Annotated in this window: 18 protein-coding genes; 2 read left to right on the top strand and 16 right to left on the bottom strand. The window is 65.3% G+C overall.

Annotated features, from left to right (window positions below; all coding sequences use genetic code 11):
* From ftsB to VIR09_RS03045, 4 genes are all read right to left on the bottom strand, one after another.
* Window positions 1-322 (bottom strand): cell division protein FtsB (ftsB, locus tag VIR09_RS03060; protein WP_332011542.1); only part of this gene is annotated, 322 nt, incomplete at its 3' end.
* A gap of 68 nt (window positions 323-390) precedes the next feature.
* Complete coding sequence (gene eno / locus VIR09_RS03055; protein WP_013392290.1) at window positions 391-1,677, bottom strand: phosphopyruvate hydratase; 1,287 nt, start codon at window positions 1,675-1,677, stop codon at window positions 391-393.
* A 4-nt stretch (window positions 1,678-1,681) separates the two neighbouring features.
* A complete protein-coding gene (locus tag VIR09_RS03050) occupies window positions 1,682-1,966 on the bottom strand; it encodes a DUF1330 domain-containing protein (protein ID WP_013392289.1) in 285 nt (94 codons plus the stop codon).
* Window positions 1,967-2,169: 203 nt separating this feature from the next.
* Window positions 2,170-3,822: a CTP synthase gene (locus tag VIR09_RS03045; RefSeq protein WP_332011541.1), complete on the bottom strand. Its 1,653-nt coding sequence runs from the start codon at window positions 3,820-3,822 to the stop codon at window positions 2,170-2,172.
* A 221-nt stretch (window positions 3,823-4,043) separates the two neighbouring features.
* Here VIR09_RS03045 and VIR09_RS03040 point away from each other — a divergent pair, with 221 nt between their 5' ends.
* Window positions 4,044-5,045 (top strand): hypothetical protein, encoded by a 1,002-nt coding sequence (locus tag VIR09_RS03040; RefSeq protein ID WP_332011540.1) that lies wholly within the window; start codon window positions 4,044-4,046, stop codon window positions 5,043-5,045.
* A gap of 71 nt (window positions 5,046-5,116) precedes the next feature.
* On the opposite strand, the gene VIR09_RS03035 is transcribed toward VIR09_RS03040, so the two are convergent.
* The 9 genes from VIR09_RS03035 to VIR09_RS02995 form a co-directional block, all read right to left on the bottom strand.
* Window positions 5,117-6,907 (bottom strand): aminopeptidase P family protein, encoded by a 1,791-nt coding sequence (locus tag VIR09_RS03035; RefSeq protein WP_332011539.1) that lies wholly within the window; start codon window positions 6,905-6,907, stop codon window positions 5,117-5,119.
* A gap of 14 nt (window positions 6,908-6,921) precedes the next feature.
* Entirely contained in the window at window positions 6,922-7,746 is an 825-nt protein-coding gene (locus tag VIR09_RS03030) for a M55 family metallopeptidase (protein WP_332011538.1), read from the bottom strand.
* 20 nt (window positions 7,747-7,766) lie between these two features.
* Window positions 7,767-8,861 carry a P1 family peptidase gene (locus VIR09_RS03025; RefSeq protein ID WP_332011537.1) on the bottom strand — a complete coding sequence of 365 codons (1,095 nt, stop codon included), beginning with the start codon at window positions 8,859-8,861 and terminating at the stop codon, window positions 7,767-7,769.
* Window positions 8,862-9,008: 147 nt separating this feature from the next.
* Entirely contained in the window at window positions 9,009-9,908 is a 900-nt protein-coding gene (gsiD, locus tag VIR09_RS03020) for a glutathione ABC transporter permease GsiD (protein ID WP_332011536.1), read from the bottom strand.
* Between the two features lie 7 nt (window positions 9,909-9,915).
* A complete protein-coding gene (gene gsiC / locus VIR09_RS03015; protein WP_013392281.1) occupies window positions 9,916-10,836 on the bottom strand; it encodes a glutathione ABC transporter permease GsiC in 921 nt (306 codons plus the stop codon).
* Between the two features lie 89 nt (window positions 10,837-10,925).
* On the bottom strand, window positions 10,926-12,479 hold the full coding sequence (gsiB, locus tag VIR09_RS03010; protein ID WP_013392280.1) for a glutathione ABC transporter substrate-binding protein GsiB: 1,554 nt from the start codon (window positions 12,477-12,479) through the stop codon (window positions 10,926-10,928).
* 65 nt (window positions 12,480-12,544) lie between these two features.
* On the bottom strand, window positions 12,545-14,425 hold the full coding sequence (locus VIR09_RS03005; protein ID WP_332011535.1) for a dipeptide ABC transporter ATP-binding protein: 1,881 nt from the start codon (window positions 14,423-14,425) through the stop codon (window positions 12,545-12,547).
* Window positions 14,426-14,468: 43 nt separating this feature from the next.
* Window positions 14,469-15,449: an isoaspartyl peptidase/L-asparaginase gene (locus VIR09_RS03000; protein WP_332011534.1), complete on the bottom strand. Its 981-nt coding sequence runs from the start codon at window positions 15,447-15,449 to the stop codon at window positions 14,469-14,471.
* Entirely contained in the window at window positions 15,446-16,321 is an 876-nt protein-coding gene (locus VIR09_RS02995; protein WP_013392277.1) for a MurR/RpiR family transcriptional regulator, read from the bottom strand. Before VIR09_RS02995 ends, VIR09_RS03000 begins: the two co-directional genes overlap by 4 nt.
* Before the next feature lie 189 nt (window positions 16,322-16,510).
* Between VIR09_RS02995 and VIR09_RS02990 the strand changes: the two genes are divergently transcribed.
* Window positions 16,511-16,969, top strand: a complete 459-nt coding sequence (locus VIR09_RS02990) for a GNAT family N-acetyltransferase (RefSeq protein WP_332011533.1) — start codon at window positions 16,511-16,513, stop codon at window positions 16,967-16,969.
* Between the two features lie 47 nt (window positions 16,970-17,016).
* Here the strand turns inward: VIR09_RS02990 and VIR09_RS02985 are convergent, their stop codons facing one another.
* From VIR09_RS02985 to VIR09_RS02975, 3 genes are all read right to left on the bottom strand, one after another.
* The gene (locus VIR09_RS02985; protein ID WP_013392275.1) at window positions 17,017-17,670 is read right to left on the bottom strand and encodes a CoA transferase subunit B; all 654 of its coding nucleotides are present in this window, start codon (window positions 17,668-17,670) and stop codon (window positions 17,017-17,019) included.
* 11 nt (window positions 17,671-17,681) lie between these two features.
* Window positions 17,682-18,380 carry a CoA transferase subunit A gene (locus VIR09_RS02980; RefSeq protein ID WP_332011532.1) on the bottom strand — a complete coding sequence of 233 codons (699 nt, stop codon included), beginning with the start codon at window positions 18,378-18,380 and terminating at the stop codon, window positions 17,682-17,684.
* A 198-nt stretch (window positions 18,381-18,578) separates the two neighbouring features.
* Window positions 18,579-19,028, bottom strand: coding sequence for an acyl-CoA thioesterase (locus tag VIR09_RS02975; RefSeq protein ID WP_062679853.1), 450 nt, complete (start codon window positions 19,026-19,028; stop codon window positions 18,579-18,581).
* Between the last annotated feature and the right edge of the window lie 112 nt (window positions 19,029-19,140).

Here is a 19,140-nt window from a genome sequence, read left to right as displayed (position 1 = left end):
TGGCCACGGCATCGGCGGCCAGCGAGGCGCCGCCCGCCGGAGCCGGGGTGTTCTGCGGCAGGATGTGCACGAACACCTCGCCGTCGCGCATCATGCCCAGTTCGCCGCGGGCGCGTTCCTCGATGGCGCCGGAGCCGCCTTCGAGGTCGCGCACTTCCGCTTCAAGCGCGGCGTTGCGCGCGCGCAGGCCTTCATTGGTCTCGCGCTGCTCCGCCACCTGGCGTTGCAGATCCCAGACCTTGAACCACCCGCCCTTACCCAGCCACAGCGGGTATTGGATCAGGCCTAGCAGCACGAACAGCACCAGGAACAACAGGCGCATACGCGGGAACCCTCAGCAGTCGTGGCGTGGATGCGGCCCCGGGCTTACGCCCAGGGCCGAGCTTGTCATCAACGCAGGTTGTAGAAAGCTTCCAGGCCCGGATACGACGCGACTTCAGCCAGCTCTTCCTCGATGCGCAGGAGCTGGTTGTACTTGGCCATGCGGTCCGAGCGGGACAGCGAACCCGTCTTGATCTGCATGGCGTTGGTCGCCACGGCGATGTCGGCGATGGTGGAGTCCTCGGTTTCGCCCGAACGGTGCGACACGACGGCGGTGTAGCCGGCGCGCTTGGCCATTTCGATGGCGGCGAAGGTCTCGGTCAGGGTGCCGATCTGGTTGATCTTGATGAGGATCGAGTTGGCCACGCCCTTCTGGATGCCTTCGCGCAGGATCTTGGTGTTGGTGACGAACAAGTCGTCGCCCACCAATTGCACCTTCTTGCCCAACTGGTCGGTCAGCAGTTTCCAGCCTTCCCAGTCGTTTTCGGCCATGCCGTCTTCGATGGAGATGATGGGGTACTTGTCGCACCAGGTGGCCAGCAGGTTGGTGAATTCCTGCGAGGACAGCGAGATGCCGCCTTCGCCGGCCAGCGTGTACTTGCCGTCGCGGTAGAACTCGGAGCTGGCGCAATCCAGGCCCAGGGCGATCTGCGTGCCCGGCTCGTAGCCGGCTTCGGTGATGGCCTTCAGGATCAGCTGGATGGCGGCCTCGTGGCTGGGCACATTGGGCGCGAAACCGCCCTCGTCGCCCACGGCCGTGGACATGCCCTGGCCGTGGATCAGCTTCTTGAGCATGTGGAAGACTTCGGCGCCCCAACGCAGGGCTTCGCGGAAGCTGCCTGCGCCCACCGGCAGAATCATCAGTTCCTGCAGGTCCAGCGTGTTGTTGGCGTGCGCGCCGCCGTTGATGACGTTCATCATCGGCACGGGCATGCTCATGGGGCCGCTGCCGCCGAAATAGCGGTACAGGGACAGGCCCGACTCGTCGGCGGCGGCGCGGGCCACGGCCATGGAGGCGGCCAGGATGGCGTTGGCGCCCAGGCGTTCCTTGGATTCGGTGCCGTCCAGCTCGATCAGGGTGCGATCGACGAAGGTCTGTTCCTGGGCGTCCAGGCCCATCAGGGCTTCCGAGATTTCCGTATTCAGGTTCTCGACGGCGCGCAGCACGCCCTTGCCCAGATAACGGCTCTTGTCGCCGTCGCGCAGCTCGATGGCTTCGCGCGCGCCGGTGGAGGCGCCCGACGGCACTGCCGCACGGCCCATGGCGCCGGACTCCAGCAGCACATCGCATTCGACGGTGGGGTTGCCGCGCGAATCCAGAATCTCGCGGCCGATGATATCGACGATAGCACTCATGACTTTACATTCCCTGAACGATAAACATATTCATGACAGCCGCACCTTCGCGGGCATTGCGGGCACGGCGGTACTGCCAGGAGTCGTAGAAAGCCTGGGCCGCGGTCATGGAGGGAAACTCCATGACGACGGTACGGCCAGGCTCACGGCCCTCGAGGTGCCTGGAATCGCCCCCGCGCACCAGGATCTTCGCATCGTACGCGCGCATCGCGAGCGTGGACAGACGCTTGTAATCCTCGTACTGCGCGGGCTTGGTCACTGAGACGTCGGCGATGAGGTAGGCACTCATGGGATTCCTTCAGAGCAGTTGCGTTGGTTTCGGTCTGACGCCGGATACGGCAATGCCGCCAGTGTCGCGCAAGGCGGCCGGGCGACGCATATCCGATGCTAATTGGTTGTATCCGAAAGCAGCGCCGCCGTACAGGGCGGCGCTGGGGCGGCGGCCCGCGGTCCCGAAGATCCGCTTACGGAACTCCAGACCGCAGGCGCGCATTACGCCTCCTGGCCGCGGCGAGCCTTCTGCTCGATGGCGGCGCGGATATAGCTGCTGAACAACGGGTGGCCGTCACGCGGAGTGGACGTGAATTCGGGGTGGAACTGCACGCCCACGAACCACGGATGGTCGGGCAATTCCATCATTTCCGGCAGATTCTCGGTCGGCGTGCGGGCGCTGATCACCATGCCGGCCTCTTCCAGGCGCGGCACATACACGTTGTTGACCTCGTAGCGATGGCGGTGACGCTCGTTCACTTCGTCGCCATAGATGGTCTGCGCGCGGGTGCCCGGCTTGATCGGCACGCGCTGCGCGCCCTTGCGCATCGTGCCGCCCAGGTCGGACGAGTTGTCGCGCTTTTCGACCTTGCCTTCGCGGTCCATCCACTCGGTAATCAGGGCCACCACGGGGTGCGGCGCCGAGGGGTCGAATTCCGTGCTGTTGGCGCCGCCCAGGCCGGCGACGTGGCGCGCGAACTCGATGACGGCCAGCTGCATGCCCAGGCAGATGCCCAGGTAAGGCACGCCGTTTTCACGGGCGTAGCGGATCGCGGCGATCTTGCCTTCGGTGCCGCGCTTGCCGAAGCCGCCCGGAACCAGGATGGCGTCCAGGTGCTTGAGCTGGTCGGTGCCGCGGGTTTCGATGTCTTCGGAGTCGATGTACTCGATGTTGATCTTCGAGCGCGTGTGGATGCCGGCGTGGACCAGGGCTTCCGTCAGAGACTTGTACGACTCGGTCAGGTCGACGTACTTGCCGACCATGCCGATGGTGAGCTGGTGCTGCGGGTGCTCCAGCGCCTCGACCAGGTTGTCCCACATGGACAGGTCGGCGGGCGGCGGGGTCAGGCCCAGCGCTTCGCAGACGATGTTGTCCACGCCCTGCGCATGCAGCATGGCCGGGATCTTGTAGATCGAGTCGGCGTCCCAGACGGAAATGACCGCGTCCAGGGGCACGTTGGAGAACATCGAGATCTTGGCGCGCTCGTCGTCCGGGATGCGGCGGTCGGCGCGGCACAGCAACGCGTTCGGGTAGATGCCGATTTCGCGCAGCTTCTGCACCGAGTGCTGGGTCGGCTTGGTCTTGAGTTCGCCGGCCGACGCGATGAAGGGCACCAGGGTCAGGTGCACAAAGGCGGCATTGTTGCGGCCCATGCGCAGGCTCATCTGGCGCGCGGCCTCCAGGAACGGCAGGGACTCGATGTCACCCACGGTGCCGCCGATCTCAACGATCGCGACGTCGGTGTTGCCATTCCAGCCGGCTTCGGCGCCACGGGCGATGAAGTCCTGGATTTCGTTGGTGATGTGCGGAATGACCTGGACGGTCTTGCCCAGATAATCGCCGCGGCGCTCCTTGCGGAGCACGGATTCGTAGATCTGGCCGGTGGTGAAGTTGTTCACCTTGTGCATGCGAGCGGAAATGAAACGCTCGTAGTGGCCAAGGTCCAGGTCGGTTTCGGCGCCGTCTTCCGTGACGAACACCTCGCCATGCTGGAACGGGCTCATGGTGCCCGGATCGACGTTGATGTACGGGTCGAGCTTCAGCATGGTGACTTGCAGGCCACGCGACTCGAGGATGGCGGCGAGCGACGCAGCGGCGATGCCTTTGCCCAGGGAAGACACCACACCGCCGGTGACAAATACGTATTTGGTCATCGTAATGAGCACCCGGGACGAGCGGGCGCGTGCGGGAAATTTGGATTATAGCCGGGAGGCGGGGCTTATTTGGGTTTTCCCCTAGCTCCGGGGCGTAACATTTGGCAGCACTCGAATTGCCGCGGGGGCCATCGCGTTGTGTGGCGCGGCACAGCGCCGTGCTATGTTCGATCCCTATTTTTTCGGTTGCTGTTTTTTCTCAACACTTCCTTCCTTTGCCGATGACCGATCCTGCCCGATCCTCCTACTCGCTCGCCTGGCGCCTCGCGCTGACTGCCGTTTTCCTGCGGCTGGCCTACTCCGCGCTGGTCCAGTCCTATAGCATGCTCGCCCTGCCCCGGTACGAGCACTTGCAGGAGATGTATAGCCAACCCCAGTTCCTGGCGCCGCTCCTGGCCCATATCGTCGCGGGCGCGGCAATCGCCGGATTGGCCACCTGGGGGGCCATGCGCGGCTGGCTGGCACGCCATGACACCACGGCGGTCGATGAACCCCGCAAGCTGTACGGCACCTTCATCGCCCTGTTCCTGCTCTACACCCTGGCCGTGGCGGCGGGCATGGCCTTCCTGCAGAACACCTTGATGCGCTTCGTCATGGACAACCTCGACGTACTGCAGGAGCGGTTCGGCGTCGGCATGATCGGGCAGTTCCTGACGCTGAACATCATCACCAAGCTTGTGACCATCGTGCTGGAGATCATCGGCATCTGCGTCATCGTGCGCATTGCCGCCTGGACCGTGCAGCCCGCAGGCCCGGCCGGCGGCCCCGCCTACGAACGGCGCCATGCCGCCTGGGTCACCGGACTGACCGTGCTGGTCTGGCAACTGACCGTTTCAATCTCGGTGGGCAGTTTCCTTCAGATGCAGGCCCCGGGCGCAGGCTGGACGGAGTTCGCGCTGGGCTATCTGGCCCTGCCCGCGGTCCTGCTGGCGCTGTGCGTCCTGGTCTGCCTGAAAACCCTGCCGCGTCCGATCGGCACGGCCCGCTTTGGACGGGCCGTCGCCCACGGCACCATCGCATTCTGGTTGGCCCAGGCGCTAGGCATAGGCCTGGGATTCCTGGTCGTCCGGGCGATGACCTGGGGCCAGTTGATCCGCGCCTCGGAATCCCATGCGGCCGCTGTCATGACGCTGCTGGCCTACGGCGCGCTGCTGGCCCTGGGCTGCCTGATAGGCCGGCTGGTGCTGTACCGCGGCGCCAAGGCCGCCACGCCGCAAGGCTGAGCCGGCTTCGCCCACAAAAAAAGGCCGCGAGCATCATGCCCGCGGCCTTTTTCATGCGCTCGCGCAGTGGTTCAGATCGCCGCGGTGCGGCGCTCCAGCCAGGCCAGCGCCTCTCCTGCGACCAGCGGCGACAGACGCTCGAACACCGTCTTGTGGTAGTCGTTGAGCCAGGCGATTTCATCAGCACGCAGCAGCGACGGTTCGATGCAGCGCGTGTCGATCGGGCACTGCGTCAGCGTTTCAAAGCACAGGAATTCACCGAGTTCGGAGGTCAGCCAGCTGCGGTTGGCGACCAGGTTCTCGATGCGCACGCCCCAGCGGCCCGGCCGGTAGATGCCCGGCTCGTTGGAAGTGATCATGCCCGGCTCCATCGCGGTGTGCGGACCGGGCATTGCGCGGTAGGAAATGACCTGCGGGCCTTCGTGCACGTTCAGGAAGTAACCCACGCCATGGCCCGTGCCGTGGCCGTACTCCGCGCCGCCTTCCCAGATGGGAGCGCGCGCGATGGCGTCCAGCATGGGCGAAGGCGTGCCGCGCGGGAACGAGGCGCGCGACAGCGCGATCATGCCCTTGAGCACCAGCGTGAAGTCCACCTTCTGGTCGGCGCTGGGCGTGCCCACCGCGACCACCCGGGTGATATCGGTGGTGCCGCCCAGGTACTGGCCGCCCGAGTCGATCAACAGCAGGCCATCGCCTTCGATGGTCGCGTGCGATTCCTGGGTGGCACGGTAGTGCGGCATCGCGCCGTTGGCGTTGAAGCCGGCAATGGTGGCGAAGCTGGGGCAGACGTAGGCCGGCCGGCGCGCGCGCGCAGCGGTGATCTGCTCGTCGATGGTCAGCTCGGTGATGGTTTCATTGCCCAGCGCGCCTTCGAACCAGGCGAAGAATTCACAGAGCGCGGCGCCATCCTGCGCCATGGCCTGGCGCACATTTGCCAGTTCGGCGTCGGTCTTGCGCGACTTCAGCAAGGTGGACGGGTTGATGGCTTCGATGCGCGGCACGGCGGGATCCATGGCGTGGAATACGCCGCAGGTCACGCGGGCCGGATCGATCAGCAGCTTCTGGTCCAGCTCCAGCGAGGCCAGCGCGTCGGCGGCCTGGGCATAGCCGGCCACTTCCACGCCATCGGCAGCCAGGACGGCGCGCAGGGCGTCGTCGATCTTGCCGTCGGCCACGAACAGCGTGGCGTGGTCCAGGCCGATCAGCGCATGGCCGACGAACACCGGGTTGTAGTCCACGTCCGCGCCGCGCAGGTTGAAGAGCCAGGCGATGTCGTCCAGGGTGCTGATGAAATGCACGTCGGCGCCATGCGCGCGCATGGCCTCGCGCACCTGCGCCAGCTTGTCGGCGCGGGTCACGCAGGCCTCGGGGGCCACGTGTTCATAGATGGCGGCGCCAGGCAGGCCGGCGCGGTCCGCCCAGACCTCATCCAACAGATCCTCGCGGATTTCCAGGACGGCGCCGGCGGAGGCCGCGGCCGCCGACAGGGCGCGGAAAGCGCCCAGGCCCAGCACCTGCCCGTCCACCCCGATGACCTCGCCCGCCTTCGTGTTGGCGGCCAGCCAGTCCACATGGCCAGGCGTGGTGGCCAGCGCGATCTTCATCAGCTGCACGCCGGTGCCGGCCAACTGCGCCTCGGCCTGCACCCAATAGCGGCTATCCACCCACAGGCCGGCGAAATCGGCCGTGACCACCAGCGTGCCGACCGAGCCCGTGAAACCGGACAACCAGCGCCGCCCCTGCCAGCGCGCGGGCAGGTACTCGGACAGATGCGGGTCCGAGGAGGGAACGACATAGGCGGACAGGCCGCGGCGGCTCATGGCCTGCCGCAATTGGGCGATACGGGCGTCGGTGCTAGACATGGGGGGTGGGATCCTTAGCGCAACATGAAAGACATGGCGGCCAGGCTGTTCAGCGTGCGGACGGCGGACTGCATGCTATCCGTGGTGAATCGCAAGGTCACGCCGTCCACGCGTTCCAGCGTGGGCCACATGCAGAACAGGTCGGCCAATGCCGAGCTCTGCGTCTGCAACCGGCATTCTATAGGGGCGGGAATGCGGAAAGGAACCGATCCTCCTTTCTTCAGGTTGCGCACGGCGGTCTCGGCGGCGGCGGCGATCGCGCGGCGCGAAGCGGCCGGCGACAGGGTCACGCCGCTGCCCTGCCCATGAGCCACCTTGGTCTGCACCCATTCCGCGCCCGGGAAGGTGTCGCGGGTTTCCGCGATGAAGGCGTCGTCGCCGGTGCCCAGGATGACGGGCACGCCCATTTCGCCTGCCAGCGCGCCGTAGAGGCCGGCCTCGCCCAGTTCCATGCCGTTGATGAGCACGCGGGCGAAGGCGAAGCTGTTGATGGTGTGGGCCAGGATGCCGCGGCCTTGCGAGCGCGAGTGGTAGCCGATCATGAAGACGGCGTCGCAGCCCTCTTCCAGGCCGCCCATCATGCCGAGGTAGCGCGGCTTGCCCAGCACCAGGCGGGCACGCTCGTCCAGGCCGTCGGGCAGCAGATTGCGAAAGCCGCCGTGCGAATCGTTGACCAAAATCTCTTCGGCGCCGCCGGCAATCGCGCCCTGCACGGCCGCGTTGGCCTCGGCGGTCATCCAGGCGCGGGCGCGCTCGTATTCGCCGTTGCCGGCGCGCACTTGTTCGGAATGGAAGACGCCGGCGACGCCTTCGATATCGGTGGAAATCAGGATCTTCATGGAATCAGCCTTGGAGAATTTCAGAATTCGGTGTCGGACAGCCACTGGCGCCACTGCGGCGCCGCGTCGCGGATCGCGGCACGATGGTTGCCGTCGCGGCCCGTCACGCCATCGGCATGCCAGAGCGCGGAAATGATGGCCTGTTCGCAGGCCTCGGTAGCGGCTTCGAACAGGGGATCGATGCGGGCTTCGTGCAGCATCGCCAGCGCCGGCATGGGCTGCTCGGGCAGTTGCGGCACCGTGTATGCCGTGGAAAACGCCAGTGCGATGTCCCCGCTGCCATGGCCGTACACCGAACCCGTGCGGGCCAGTCCGGCCCCCGCCCGCAGCGACAGGCGGCGCAGTTGACGCGCGTCCAGCGGCGCGTCGGTGGCCAGCAGCAGGATGATGGAACCCTTCTCGGGCACGATGGCGGCGTTCTCTGCCGCCTGCGCCAGGCCGCTGTCCAGCTGCTGCGCCAGCCGGCGGCCGAAAGGCCGGCCCGCCACGGTCAGATTGGGCAGCCGGCCAAAGTTGGACAGCACCAGCGCCCCGACCGTGTAGCGCGGCCCCGCCACGATGGACGCGACGCGCGAAGCCGAACCGATGCCGCCCTTGAACGAAAAGCAGGACATGCCCCGACCCGCGCCGACCGCGCCCTGCTCGAACTGCTTGCCCGCGACGGCCAGAGCGTCGGCGTAATGCGACTCCTGGACCGCCAGCGCCTGGATGTCGTTCAGATAGCCATCGTTGCACTCGAAGACCAGCGGGTTGACGGTAGCCATGCCGCGGCCGATGCCGGGGTTGGCCGCGACCGCGGCGCGGATCTGCGCGTTGGCCACCGTGCCGACGCCAAAGGTGTTGGTCAGCGCGATGGGCGTTTCCAGGACGCCCAGCTCCTGCACCTGGATCAAGCCGGTGCTCTTGCCAAAGCCGTTCAAGACGGTCGCGGCGGCCGGCACTTTGTCCAGATAGGCGTCGCCGCCATGCGGACGCACCACGGTCACGCCGGTCTGCAGCGGGCCGTCGGCCAGCGTGCGGTGGCCGACGCTAACCTCGCCTACATCGCAGATCGAATCCAGCGGTCCCGAGGGCAGTATGCCGATGCGGGGGATGTCCAGCGCTTGTTTGTCCATGTTCGCTACGTGTCGCCACGCTCCAGAATGCAAAACGCCGCCGCCCTGGGTCCGCTGCGCGCACTAGGCAGCGCGCGTCGCGAACTGGGGCGGCGGCGGAAAAGACCGCCCTCCATGCCGGCACTCCGCAGAGGGCCGGCGGCAGGCTTACTTGCGGTCGATCTTGGGATCGAGCGCGTCGCGCAGGCCGTCGCCCAGCAGGTTGAACGCTAGAACGGTCAGGAAGATCGCCAGCGCCGGGAAGATCGCCACGTGCGGGGCAATCACCATGTCGGCGCGCGCTTCATTCAGCATCGCGCCCCACTCCGGGGTGGGAGGCGATGCGCCCATGCCCAGGAACGACAGGCTGGCCGCGGTGATGATGGAGGTGCCGATGCGCATCGTGCCGTACACCACGATGGGCGAGATCGTGCCGGGCAGGATGTGGCGCATGATGATGGTCCAGTCGGACGCGCCCACGCTCTTGACCGCCTCGACGTAGGTCATCTGCTTGATCGACAGCGTGTTGCCGCGCACCAGGCGGGCAAACGCCGGCACGCTGAACACAGCCACGGCCACGATCACGTTGATCATGCTGGAACCCAGGATGGCGACCACGCCAATCGCCAGCAGCATGCCGGGGAACGCCAGCAGCACGTCGGAGATGCGCATCGTAATGCGTTCCCACCAGCCCTCGTAGTAGCCCGCCATCAGGCCCATGAAGGTGCCGACGACGGCGCCCATGGCGACCGACAGGAAGCCCGCGGCCAGCGAAATGCGCGCGCCCATGATGATGCGGCTGAAGATGTCGCGGCCCAGCGAATCCACGCCCAGCCAATGGGTGGTGGAAGGCCCGGCGTTCAGGGCGTCGTAGTCGAAGAAGTTCTCCGCGTCGAACGGCACGATCCACGGCGCGAAGATCGCGACGACGACCAGCAGCAGGACGAAGATGCCGGCGCCGACGGCGAGCTTCTGCTTCTTGAATTTGCGCCAGAACTCGGTGGCGGGCGTGCGCACGTCGTTCTTGGGAGCGGCGGCGATGGTCGTGGCGGGTGTCGTGTTGCTCATGGCCGCCTCACTTATAACGGATGCTGGGATTGATGACGCCGTAGAGCACGTCGACAATCAGGTTGATCAGGATGAATTCCAGCGAGAACAGCAGCACCAGGCCCTGGATCACCGGATAGTCGCGCTGGGTCACGGCGTCCACCAGCAGGCGGCCGAGGCCGGGCCAGTTGAACACCGTCTCGACCACGATCGAGCCGCCCAACAGGAAGCCGAACTGCAGGCCCATCATGGTGACCACGGGAATCAGCGCATTGCGCAGCGCGTGCTTGATCACGACGCGGCGCTCGGTCAGGCCCTTGGCGCGGGCGGTCCGCACGAAGTCTTCCTGGATGACTTCCACGAAGGAAGCCCGGGTGAAACGCGCCATCACGGCAGCCACTGCGGCGCCCAGCGTAATGGACGGAAGAATGTAGTGTTGCCAGGTCGAGGCGCCCACGGTAGGCAGCCAGCCCAGATTCACGGAGAAAACCTGCATCAGCATCATGCCCAGCGCGAACGCGGGGAACGAGATGCCGGACACCGCCAGCGTCATGCCGAGACGGTCGGGCCAGCGATTGCGCCATACCGCCGACACGATGCCGATGATCATGCCGAAGGTCACTGACCAGACCATGCTGGCAAGCGTCAGCCACAAGGTGGGCATGAAGCGGTCGGCGATTTCGGTCGAGACGGGGCGCTTGGTACGCAAGGAGGTACCCAGGTCGCCTTGCAGCATGTGGCTGAAGTAGCGCACGAACTGCTGCGGCAGGGGCAGATCCAGCCCAAGTTCCTTGCGCACGAGCTCGACGGTTTGCTGGTCGGCCTCCTGGCCCGCGGCCAGTCGCGCCGGGTCGCCCGGAAGCATGTGCACAAACAGGAACACGACCACGGCCACCAGCAGCAGCGTGGGGATCATGCCCAAAAGACGTTTGACGATGTAGGTCAGCATTGAAATTCCTGCAACATCGGCGGGGACACCGCGCCCCCGCCGTATGTGGCCTTACAGGGGCGCCAAGGCCCCGAGAGTGACTGCCAGATTTACTGCTTCAGATCGATGTCGCCGAACCAGAACGAGGTGTCCGGCTCAACGTACACGCCCGACAGGTTCTTCGACTTCACGTACAGGTTGTTCTGGGTCACCAGGAAGGCCCACGGGGCGTCCTTCCAGATGGTTTCCTGAACGTTCTTGTAGATTTCGGTCTTCTTGGCGCGGTCGGTCGTGGCCAGGGCTTGCTGGATGCCGTCGTCCACCGACTTGTTCGAGTAGTACGACACGTTGTTGAGCACCGGCGGGAAGGCGGCGGTGGTCAGCAGCGGACGCAGGCCCCAGTCGGCTTCGCCGGTCGAGGACGACCAGCCGGCGTAGTACATGCGGACCTTGGCGTCCTCAGGCTTCTGCACCTGCTGCACGCGCTGCACGCGTTGGCCCGATTCCAGCACTTCGACCGACACCTTGATGCCGACTTGCGCCAGCTGCTGCTGCAGGAACTGGACCACCTTCACCGAGGTGCCGTCGTTATAGGCGGACCACAGCTGGCTTTCGAAGCCGTTGGGGTAGCCGGCTTCGGCCAGCAGGGCCTTGGCCTTCTTGATGTCGTAGGGCCACGGACCCGTCTTGTGGGCGAAGTCCACGCCCGTCGGCACGACGCCGTCCACAATGGTGGCGTAGCCCGAGAAAGCGACCTTGGCCAGGGCTTCCTTGTTGATGGCGTAATTGATGGCTTCACGCACCTTGACGTTGTCGAAGGGCTTTTGCTGCGTGTTCATCGACAGGTAGCGCGCCATGATCGAGTTCTGGTGATCGACCACGTCCAGCTTGTCGTTCTTCTTCAGCACGGCGGCCTGCTCGAACGGCACCGGGAAGGCGAACTGCGCCTCGCCCGTCTGCACCACGGCGGCGCGGGTGTTGTTGTCGGTCACGGTGCGGAAGGTCAGCGTGTCGACCTTGGGGTAGCCCTTCTTCCAGTAGCCGTCGAACTTCTTGACCTTCAGGTATTCGGCCGGCTTCCATTCGACGAATTCGAAGGGACCGGTGCCCACGGGGTGGAAGCCGATTTCCTTGCCGTACTTGGCCAGGGCAGCGGGCGAGATCATCATGGCGGCCGGGTGGGCCAGCGCGTTGATGAAGGCCGAGAACGGCTTCTTCAGCGTGATCTTGATGGTCATCGGATCGACCACTTCGGTCTTTTCGATGACGCTGAACTGGATGTAGCGCGACAGGCGGTTGTCCGGGTTGGCCGGGCGGTCGAAGTTGATCTTGACGGCTTCAGCGTTGAAATCGGTGCCGTCGTGGAACTTCACGCCGGGACGCAGCTTGAACGTGTAGACCAGGCCGTCTTCGCTGACGGTGTAGTCGGTGGCCAGCACCTTCTGGACCTTCAGGTCCTTGTCGAATTCAAACAGGCCTTCGTAGTAGGCCTTGCCGGCCGCCTGGTTCAGCGTGCTGTTGGTGTTGTACGGATCGAGCGTTTCCAGCGCGATGGAGACGGCGAACGTCACGTCCTTGGCGGCATGCGCCAGCGGCGACGCGATCACGCCGAAGGCCAGCGCGGCGGCGGCCATCAGTTTGGTGGGGCGCAGAACTTTCATCATTGCAACTCCTGGTTCCGTAAGGAATTAGGGGGTTTGGTGGAAGAAAAACAAGTACGTCAACTGACTCAATACGCTCCGCCGACCGGATGCCGGGCGACAAAGTGATCCGTTCCGACCTGCACCAGCGGCTGCACCACTGGCTCGTCATTGAGCTTGCGGATGGGGCTGGGGATTTCGTCGGACAACAGCGTGCGCTTCATGTGGCGGCGCGCCGGATCGGCGATCGGCACGGCGGACATCAGCTTCTTGGTGTAAGGGTGCTGCGGATTCTCGAAAATGGCGCGGCGCGGGCCGATCTCCACGATCTGGCCCAGGTACATCACGGCCACGCGGTGGCTGACGCGCTCGACCACGGCCATGTCGTGCGAGATGAACAGGAACGAAATGCCCATGTCGCGCTGCAGGTCGATCAGCAGGTTCACGATCTGCGCCTGGATCGACACGTCCAGCGCCGACACCGATTCGTCCGCGATCACGACCTTGGGGTTCAGGGCCAGGGCGCGCGCGATGCAGATGCGCTGGCGCTGGCCGCCGGAGAACTCATGCGGATAGCGCTGCGCCATTTCCGCCGGCAGGCCCACGCGCTCCAACAGCTCGGCCACGCGGCGTTCGGCATCGCGGCCCTTGGCCACGCCGTGCACCAGCAGCGGCTCCATGATGGAGAAGCCAACCGTCACGCGCGGATCCAGCGAAGCGAACGGGTCCTGGAACACGAACTGGATGTCGCGGCGCAGGGACTGAAGCTCCGTGTTCTTCAGGCGCACGATGTCGCGGCCGCCGAAGCGGATCTCGCCACCCTGGCTGTCCACCAGACGCAGCAGCGAACGGCCGGTGGTGGACTTGCCGCAACCGGATTCGCCCACCAGCGACAGCGTCTCGCCGGGATACAGGTCGAAGCTGACCTGTTCCACGGCGTGCACGCGGCGCTGCACGCGGCTCATGATGCCGCCGCGCAGATCGAAGCGGGTGACCAGCTTGCGTACGCTGAGGATGGGCTCGCGCTTGGCGTCTGGCGCGGGCTGCGCGCTGACGGGAGCGGCTTCGGGCTGGGCTTGGCCCTCGGCCTGCAGCAGCGGAAAGCGCGCCGGCAGATCGGTGCCCTGCATGGCGCCCAGCTTCGGCACGGCCGACAGCAGCGCCTTGGTGTAGCTGTGCTGCGGCGAGGCGAACACCTGCTCGGATGGGCCTTCCTCGACCTTGTCGCCGCGGTACATAACCAGCACGCGGTCGGCCACTTCCGCGACCACGCCCATGTCGTGGGTGATGAACACCACGCCCATGTGCATTTCTTCCTGCAGCTGGCGGATCAGTTGCAGGATCTGCGCCTGAATGGTGACGTCCAGCGCGGTGGTGGGTTCGTCGGCGATCAGCAGCGCCGGCTTGCAGGCCAGCGCCATGGCGATCATCACGCGCTGGCGCATGCCGCCCGACAACTGGTGCGGGTAGCGGTCCAGCACCGACTTGGCTTCCGGAATGCGCACCTGCTCCAGCATGCGCAGCGCCTCGGCGCGAGCGGCCGCGGCGTCCTTGCCCTGGTGTTGGCGGATCGATTCGGCGATCTGGTCGCCGGCGGTGAAGACCGGGTTCAAGGAGGTCATCGGCTCCTGGAAGATCATGGCCATGTCCGCGCCGCGCACATTGCGCATGACGCGTTGGCTCGATCCGGCCAGGTCGATCACGGCACCGTTGCGCCGCCGCAGGGCCATGCTGCCCTGGGCGATGCGCCCGCCGCCATGTTCCACCAGACGCATGAGCGCCAGGGACGTCACCGATTTGCCCGAACCCGATTCGCCCACGATGGCCAGGGTCTCGCCCCGGTCCACATGGAACGACAGATTGCGCACGGCTTCGACCGTGCGCTCCGATCCCACGAAGCGCACCGTCAGGTCGTCGACCTGGACCACGCGGTTTTCCGGCAGCGCCAGGCTGTTTGCGCGATCAACCATCTCTTTGATTCCCCAAATACTGAAAAAACGAACCCGCCGACGCTTATCGGTAGATAGCGGTGACAGGCTTCTCGCCGACGCGGGCGTAACCCCGATACATGCCTTCCGTGTTGAACGGCAAGGCCACATTGCCCTGGGCGTCGACGGCCACCAGGCCGCCCTTGCCGTCGATGGTGGGCAGCTTTTCATGCACGACGCGATCGGCGGCCGCTTCCAGCGACGCGCCGCAATATTCCATCTGGGCCGCCACGTCGTAGGCGGCAACCATGCGGATGAACATTTCGCCGGTGCCCGTGGTGGACACGGCGCAGGTCTTGTTGCTGGCATAGGTGCCGGCGCCGATCAGCGGCGCATCGCCCACGCGGCCGACCTGCTTGTTGGTGATGCCGCCGGTCGAAGTGGCCGCGGCCAGGTTGCCCTGCGCATCCACCGCCACCGCGCCCACCGTGCCGAACTTCTTGTCCGCATCCAGCGGATCGGCCGGCGCCGGCTGGCCGCGCGCGACCAGGGCCTGGCCGTCGTGATCCAGCACCGCCGCTTCCGGCGTTTCGCGCTGCACGCGCAGCAGTTGCTCGCGGCGGGCTTCGGTGGAGAAGTAGGAAGGATCGACCAGTTCCACGCCCTCTTGCTTGGCGTAGGCTTCGGCGCCCTCGCCCACGAAGAACACGTGCTTGCTGTTTTCCATGACCTTGCGCGCGGCGAAGATCGGGTTGCGCACGCGGTGCACGCCGGCGATCGCGCCCGAACGCAGCGTGGCGCCGTCCATGATGGCGGCGTCCAGCTCATGCGTGGCGGCGCTGGTGAATACGGCGCCATGGCCGGCGTTGAACAGCGGACAGTCTTCCAGCAGACGCACGGCTTCCGTGACGGCGTCCAGCGCACTGCCGCCGCGGGCCAGCACGGCCTGGCCGGCGGTCAGGATGGATTCCAGCGCGCTCAGGTACTCCTGTTCTTTCTCGGGCGACATGGCGGCGCGGGACATCGCACCGGCGCCACCGTGAATCGCGATCACGGGTTGAATCATCGTTTACCTACTCCATGGATGAGCCACGGCATGACGGACTGGGTCACCCCAGCGGCGGCCGCGACGGAATTCTTGGCCCGATAGGCCACCGCCGAGGACAGGGCTTCGATCAGCCCCAGCGCGGCGGTTTCGGAATTGGGAATCAGCTGGCGCGCGGAATACGCGTACAGCACCACGGAAGCCGTGGGCGCCAGCGGCGACGTGGGCTTATCGGTCAGCACCAGCACCGGTACGCCGGCCTGCTTGGCCGCGCCGGCCAGGGTCACCGTGTCGGCCAGGTAGCGCGGAAAGCCGATGGCGATCACCAGGTCCTTGGCCGTCATGCGCGCCATCTGGCGCGCTGCGTGCGACACGCCGCCGGGTCCGGCCAGCGATTCGACGGAATGCAGGTGCATGCACAGGCCGCGCTGCAAGAGGCCGGCCAGGAAACCGCTGGCGCCGAAACCAATGATGAAGACGCGGTCGGCAGCCAGGATGGCTTCTACTGCCTGTTCACAGGCGGCGGCGTCCAGCGACTGCAGATTGCGCTGGGCGTTGCGGATGTCTTCTTCCAGCGTGGCGGCGAAGATCTGCACGGCGCTGGCGGAATGCGCCAATTCAGTGCGCAGCTTTTCCACGGGTTCCAGCGCAGCCTCGAAGCCGCGCGCCAGTTCGGCGCGAAACTGCGGATAACCCGGCAGGTCCAGGGCGCGCGCGAAGCGATTGGCCGTGGCCACCGACACCCCCACCGCCGCCGCGAATTCGTCGATGGTCATGGTGGCGGCGCGGAACTGGTGCGCCAGCACATACTCGGCCATCTTGTGCTGAGTACGGCTCAGCGCGGGCTGGGCCCGGGCGATCCGGTCAGCAATCGTAAGTGCAGCCTTGTTCATCGATGGGGAGGGAGGTATACCGGGGGTTTATGTAAATCTGTTTACAAACAAATTTTAGATAAGAAAATAGATTTTCATACTAAGGGTATACCCGTGAATATATGTAACAGTGAATCAAAAGAAACGGGGCCAGCTTGAGTTACGCTAAGCGCGCTCCCCTTTCCCCCACGCCACACCCGGATTGACGCAATGCCCGATTGGATCTGCAAAGCCCACCAGGACCTGACCGTGACCGAGATCTACGCGATCCTGCGGCTGCGCACGGAAGTCTTTGTCATTGAACAGAATTGCATCTTCCAGGACATGGACGGCAAGGACCTGGTCGGCCAGACCTCCCACCTGATGGCTTGGCAGGACGGCAAGCTCGCAGCCTATTGCCGCATCCTGGATCCGTCGCTGAAGGACGGCCAGATCGAGATCGGACGCGTCATCACCGCGCCCTGGACTCGCGGCCAGGGCCTGGGCCACGAACTGATCCGCCACGCGATGCAGGAAGTGCGCCAGCGCTGGCCGGGCCGCGCCATGTATCTGGGCGCCCAGGCCCGCTTGCGCAATTACTACGGTGGACATGGCTTTGTGCAGGTCACCGAGGAATACATGGAAGACGGCATCCCGCACGTGGGGATGCGGCTAGCCGAGACAGCATAAAAAAACGCCCCTTGCAGGGCGTTTTCATGGGTGCGGCGCTTGGCGGGTTACTTGACCGCCGACACGTCCAGCTTGGCTTGCGTCTTGGACTTGATCTCGTCCACCGTCACGCCCGGCGCCGTTTCCAGCAGCTTGAGGCCGTTTTCGGTGACTTCCATCACGCCCAGGTCGGTGATGATCAGGTCGACCACGCCCACGCCCGTCAGCGGCAGGTTGCATTCCGCCAGCAGCTTGACGTCCTCGGTGCCGTCCTTCTTCTTGGCCACGTGCTCCATCAGGACCACGACGCGGCCCACGCCCGCCACCAGGTCCATGGCGCCGCCCATGCCCTTGACCATCTTGCCCGGAATCATCCAGTTGGCCAGGTCGCCCTTTTCGGACACCTGCATGGCGCCCAGGATGGCCAGGTTGATCTTGCCGCCGCGGATCATCGCGAACGAATCGGCCGACGAAAAGATCGAGGAGCCGGGCAAGGTCGTGACCGTCTGCTTGCCTGCGTTGATGAGGTCGGCGTCGACTTCATCGTCGGTGGGGAACGGGCCGATGCCCAGCAGGCCGTTCTCGGATTGCAGCCACACTTCCATGCCCTTGGGCACGTGATTGGCCACCAGGGTCGGCAAGCCGATGCCCAGGTTCACATAAAAGCCGTCTTGCAGCTCGCGCGCGGCGCGCGCCGCCATTTCATCGCGGGACCATGCCATGTCTGTTCTCCTTAGGCCGGGCGAGTGGTGCGTTGTTCGATACGCTTTTCGGGCGTGGCGTTCAGCACGATCCGTTGCACATAGATGCCGGGCAAGTGGATCTGATCGGGATCCAGGCTGCCGGTATCAACGATTTCCTCGACTTCGACCACCGTGAACTTGCCCGCCATGGCGACGTTCGGATTGAAGTTGCGGGCGGTCTTGCGGAACACCAGGTTGCCGCTGCGGTCGGCGATGTGCGCCTTGACCAGCGACACGTCGGGCACCAGCGAGCGTTCCATCACGTACTGCTGGCCGTCGAACTCGCGGATTTCCTTGCCGTCGGCCACGATCGTGCCCACGCCCGTGCGGGTGAAGAACGCCGGGATGCCGGCGCCGCCAGCGCGCAGCTTCTCGGCCAGCGTGCCCTGCGGCGTGAATTCGAGTTCGAGTTCGCCCGACAGGTACTGGCGCTCGAATTCCTTGTTCTCGCCCACGTAGGACGCGATCATCTTGCGGACCTGGCGCGTATTGAGCAGCTGGCCCAGGCCGAAGCCGTCGACGCCCGCATTGTTGCTGATGCAGGTGAGGTCCTTGACGCCCGAATCGCGCAGCGCGGCGATCAGGGCTTCGGGAATACCGCAAAGGCCGAAACCGCCCACGGCGATCATCTGACCGTCCTTGACGATGCCTGCCAGCGCCTCCTGGGCGCTTGCATAAACCTTGTCCATCGCTCCAACTCCTAGTTAAGGTCGAACTGAAGAGGGTCCCTCCCGCCGCTTGCGCGCAAGCGTCCCGCGCGGGGATCGAGAAGATCGGGATGGGCCCTGTTTTCTATTGCTTTTGTGATCTCGCGCTAGATTTTACCGGCATGCCCGGCCAACGCACGCCCTATTTTCCCGGGAGCGGAGCCCCCGGGCAAGCGCGCCTCAGGCCGCGGGCCGGAACATCGCGCCCAGCTGCGCCAGCACCGCCGGCGGCCACGCAGCGGACGCATTGGCCACATAATCCATCCAGACTAGCACGTTGCGTCCGCGGGCATAGGGGCCCGAGGGATCGTCCGACTTTTCCAGCAGCAGTTCGAATTCGGCGCTGGAGCGGCCGATACGCAGGACCTTGTGCGTGACGCGCACATTGGCGGGATAGGTCAGGGGACGCAGGAAATCGCAGGAGGCATGGGCCAGGATCGGACCCATGTCCGAGGGCAGCTCGAAGCCGGCCCCGTAGAGGATCTGCATCCGGGCCTCTTCCATGAGGCGGAAATACAGCGTGTTATTGAGATGGTTCAAAGCGTCCGAGTCGCCCCAACGCAAAGGCAATTCCGTTTGGTGGATATCGCCCACCTCAAGAATCCGTGCAGACAAATTGTCCGGGTTCACCAATAGCTCCTGATGGCTGAATGAAATACGAAGGCGGGCATGGCGCCGCCTGCAATACAATCGCCGATAATACTTCCAGCCATATATGGAATACATACGGGGAGCTTTGCAA

Source organism: Achromobacter sp., from assembly GCF_036567245.1.
Taxonomy (GTDB): Bacteria; Pseudomonadota; Gammaproteobacteria; order Burkholderiales; family Burkholderiaceae_B; genus Achromobacter.
This window is presented reverse-complemented; position numbering and strand designations above follow the sequence as displayed.

What these genes read in the sequence shown, in the direction of transcription:
- VIR09_RS03000 (WP_332011534.1), bottom strand. Translation starts at nt 15,449, where the DNA reads ATGATTCAACCCGTGATCGCGATTCACGGTGGCGCCGGTGCGATGTCC.
- gsiC (WP_013392281.1), bottom strand. Translation starts at nt 10,836, where the DNA reads ATGCTGACCTACATCGTCAAACGTCTTTTGGGCATGATCCCCACGCTG.
- gsiB (WP_013392280.1), bottom strand. Translation starts at nt 12,479, where the DNA reads ATGATGAAAGTTCTGCGCCCCACCAAACTGATGGCCGCCGCCGCGCTG.
- VIR09_RS03025 (WP_332011537.1), bottom strand. Translation starts at nt 8,861, where the DNA reads ATGGACAAACAAGCGCTGGACATCCCCCGCATCGGCATACTGCCCTCG.
- VIR09_RS02995 (WP_013392277.1), bottom strand. Translation starts at nt 16,321, where the DNA reads ATGAACAAGGCTGCACTTACGATTGCTGACCGGATCGCCCGGGCCCAG.
- VIR09_RS03050 (WP_013392289.1), bottom strand. Translation starts at nt 1,966, where the DNA reads ATGAGTGCCTACCTCATCGCCGACGTCTCAGTGACCAAGCCCGCGCAG.
- VIR09_RS03045 (WP_332011541.1), bottom strand. Translation starts at nt 3,822, where the DNA reads ATGACCAAATACGTATTTGTCACCGGCGGTGTGGTGTCTTCCCTGGGC.
- VIR09_RS03005 (WP_332011535.1), bottom strand. Translation starts at nt 14,425, where the DNA reads ATGGTTGATCGCGCAAACAGCCTGGCGCTGCCGGAAAACCGCGTGGTC.
- VIR09_RS02990 (WP_332011533.1), top strand. Translation starts at nt 16,511, where the DNA reads ATGCCCGATTGGATCTGCAAAGCCCACCAGGACCTGACCGTGACCGAG.
- gsiD (WP_332011536.1), bottom strand. Translation starts at nt 9,908, where the DNA reads ATGAGCAACACGACACCCGCCACGACCATCGCCGCCGCTCCCAAGAAC.
- VIR09_RS03040 (WP_332011540.1), top strand. Translation starts at nt 4,044, where the DNA reads ATGACCGATCCTGCCCGATCCTCCTACTCGCTCGCCTGGCGCCTCGCG.
- VIR09_RS03030 (WP_332011538.1), bottom strand. Translation starts at nt 7,746, where the DNA reads ATGAAGATCCTGATTTCCACCGATATCGAAGGCGTCGCCGGCGTCTTC.
- VIR09_RS02985 (WP_013392275.1), bottom strand. Translation starts at nt 17,670, where the DNA reads ATGGCATGGTCCCGCGATGAAATGGCGGCGCGCGCCGCGCGCGAGCTG.
- VIR09_RS03035 (WP_332011539.1), bottom strand. Translation starts at nt 6,907, where the DNA reads ATGTCTAGCACCGACGCCCGTATCGCCCAATTGCGGCAGGCCATGAGC.
- VIR09_RS02980 (WP_332011532.1), bottom strand. Translation starts at nt 18,380, where the DNA reads ATGGACAAGGTTTATGCAAGCGCCCAGGAGGCGCTGGCAGGCATCGTC.
- eno (WP_013392290.1), bottom strand. Translation starts at nt 1,677, where the DNA reads ATGAGTGCTATCGTCGATATCATCGGCCGCGAGATTCTGGATTCGCGC.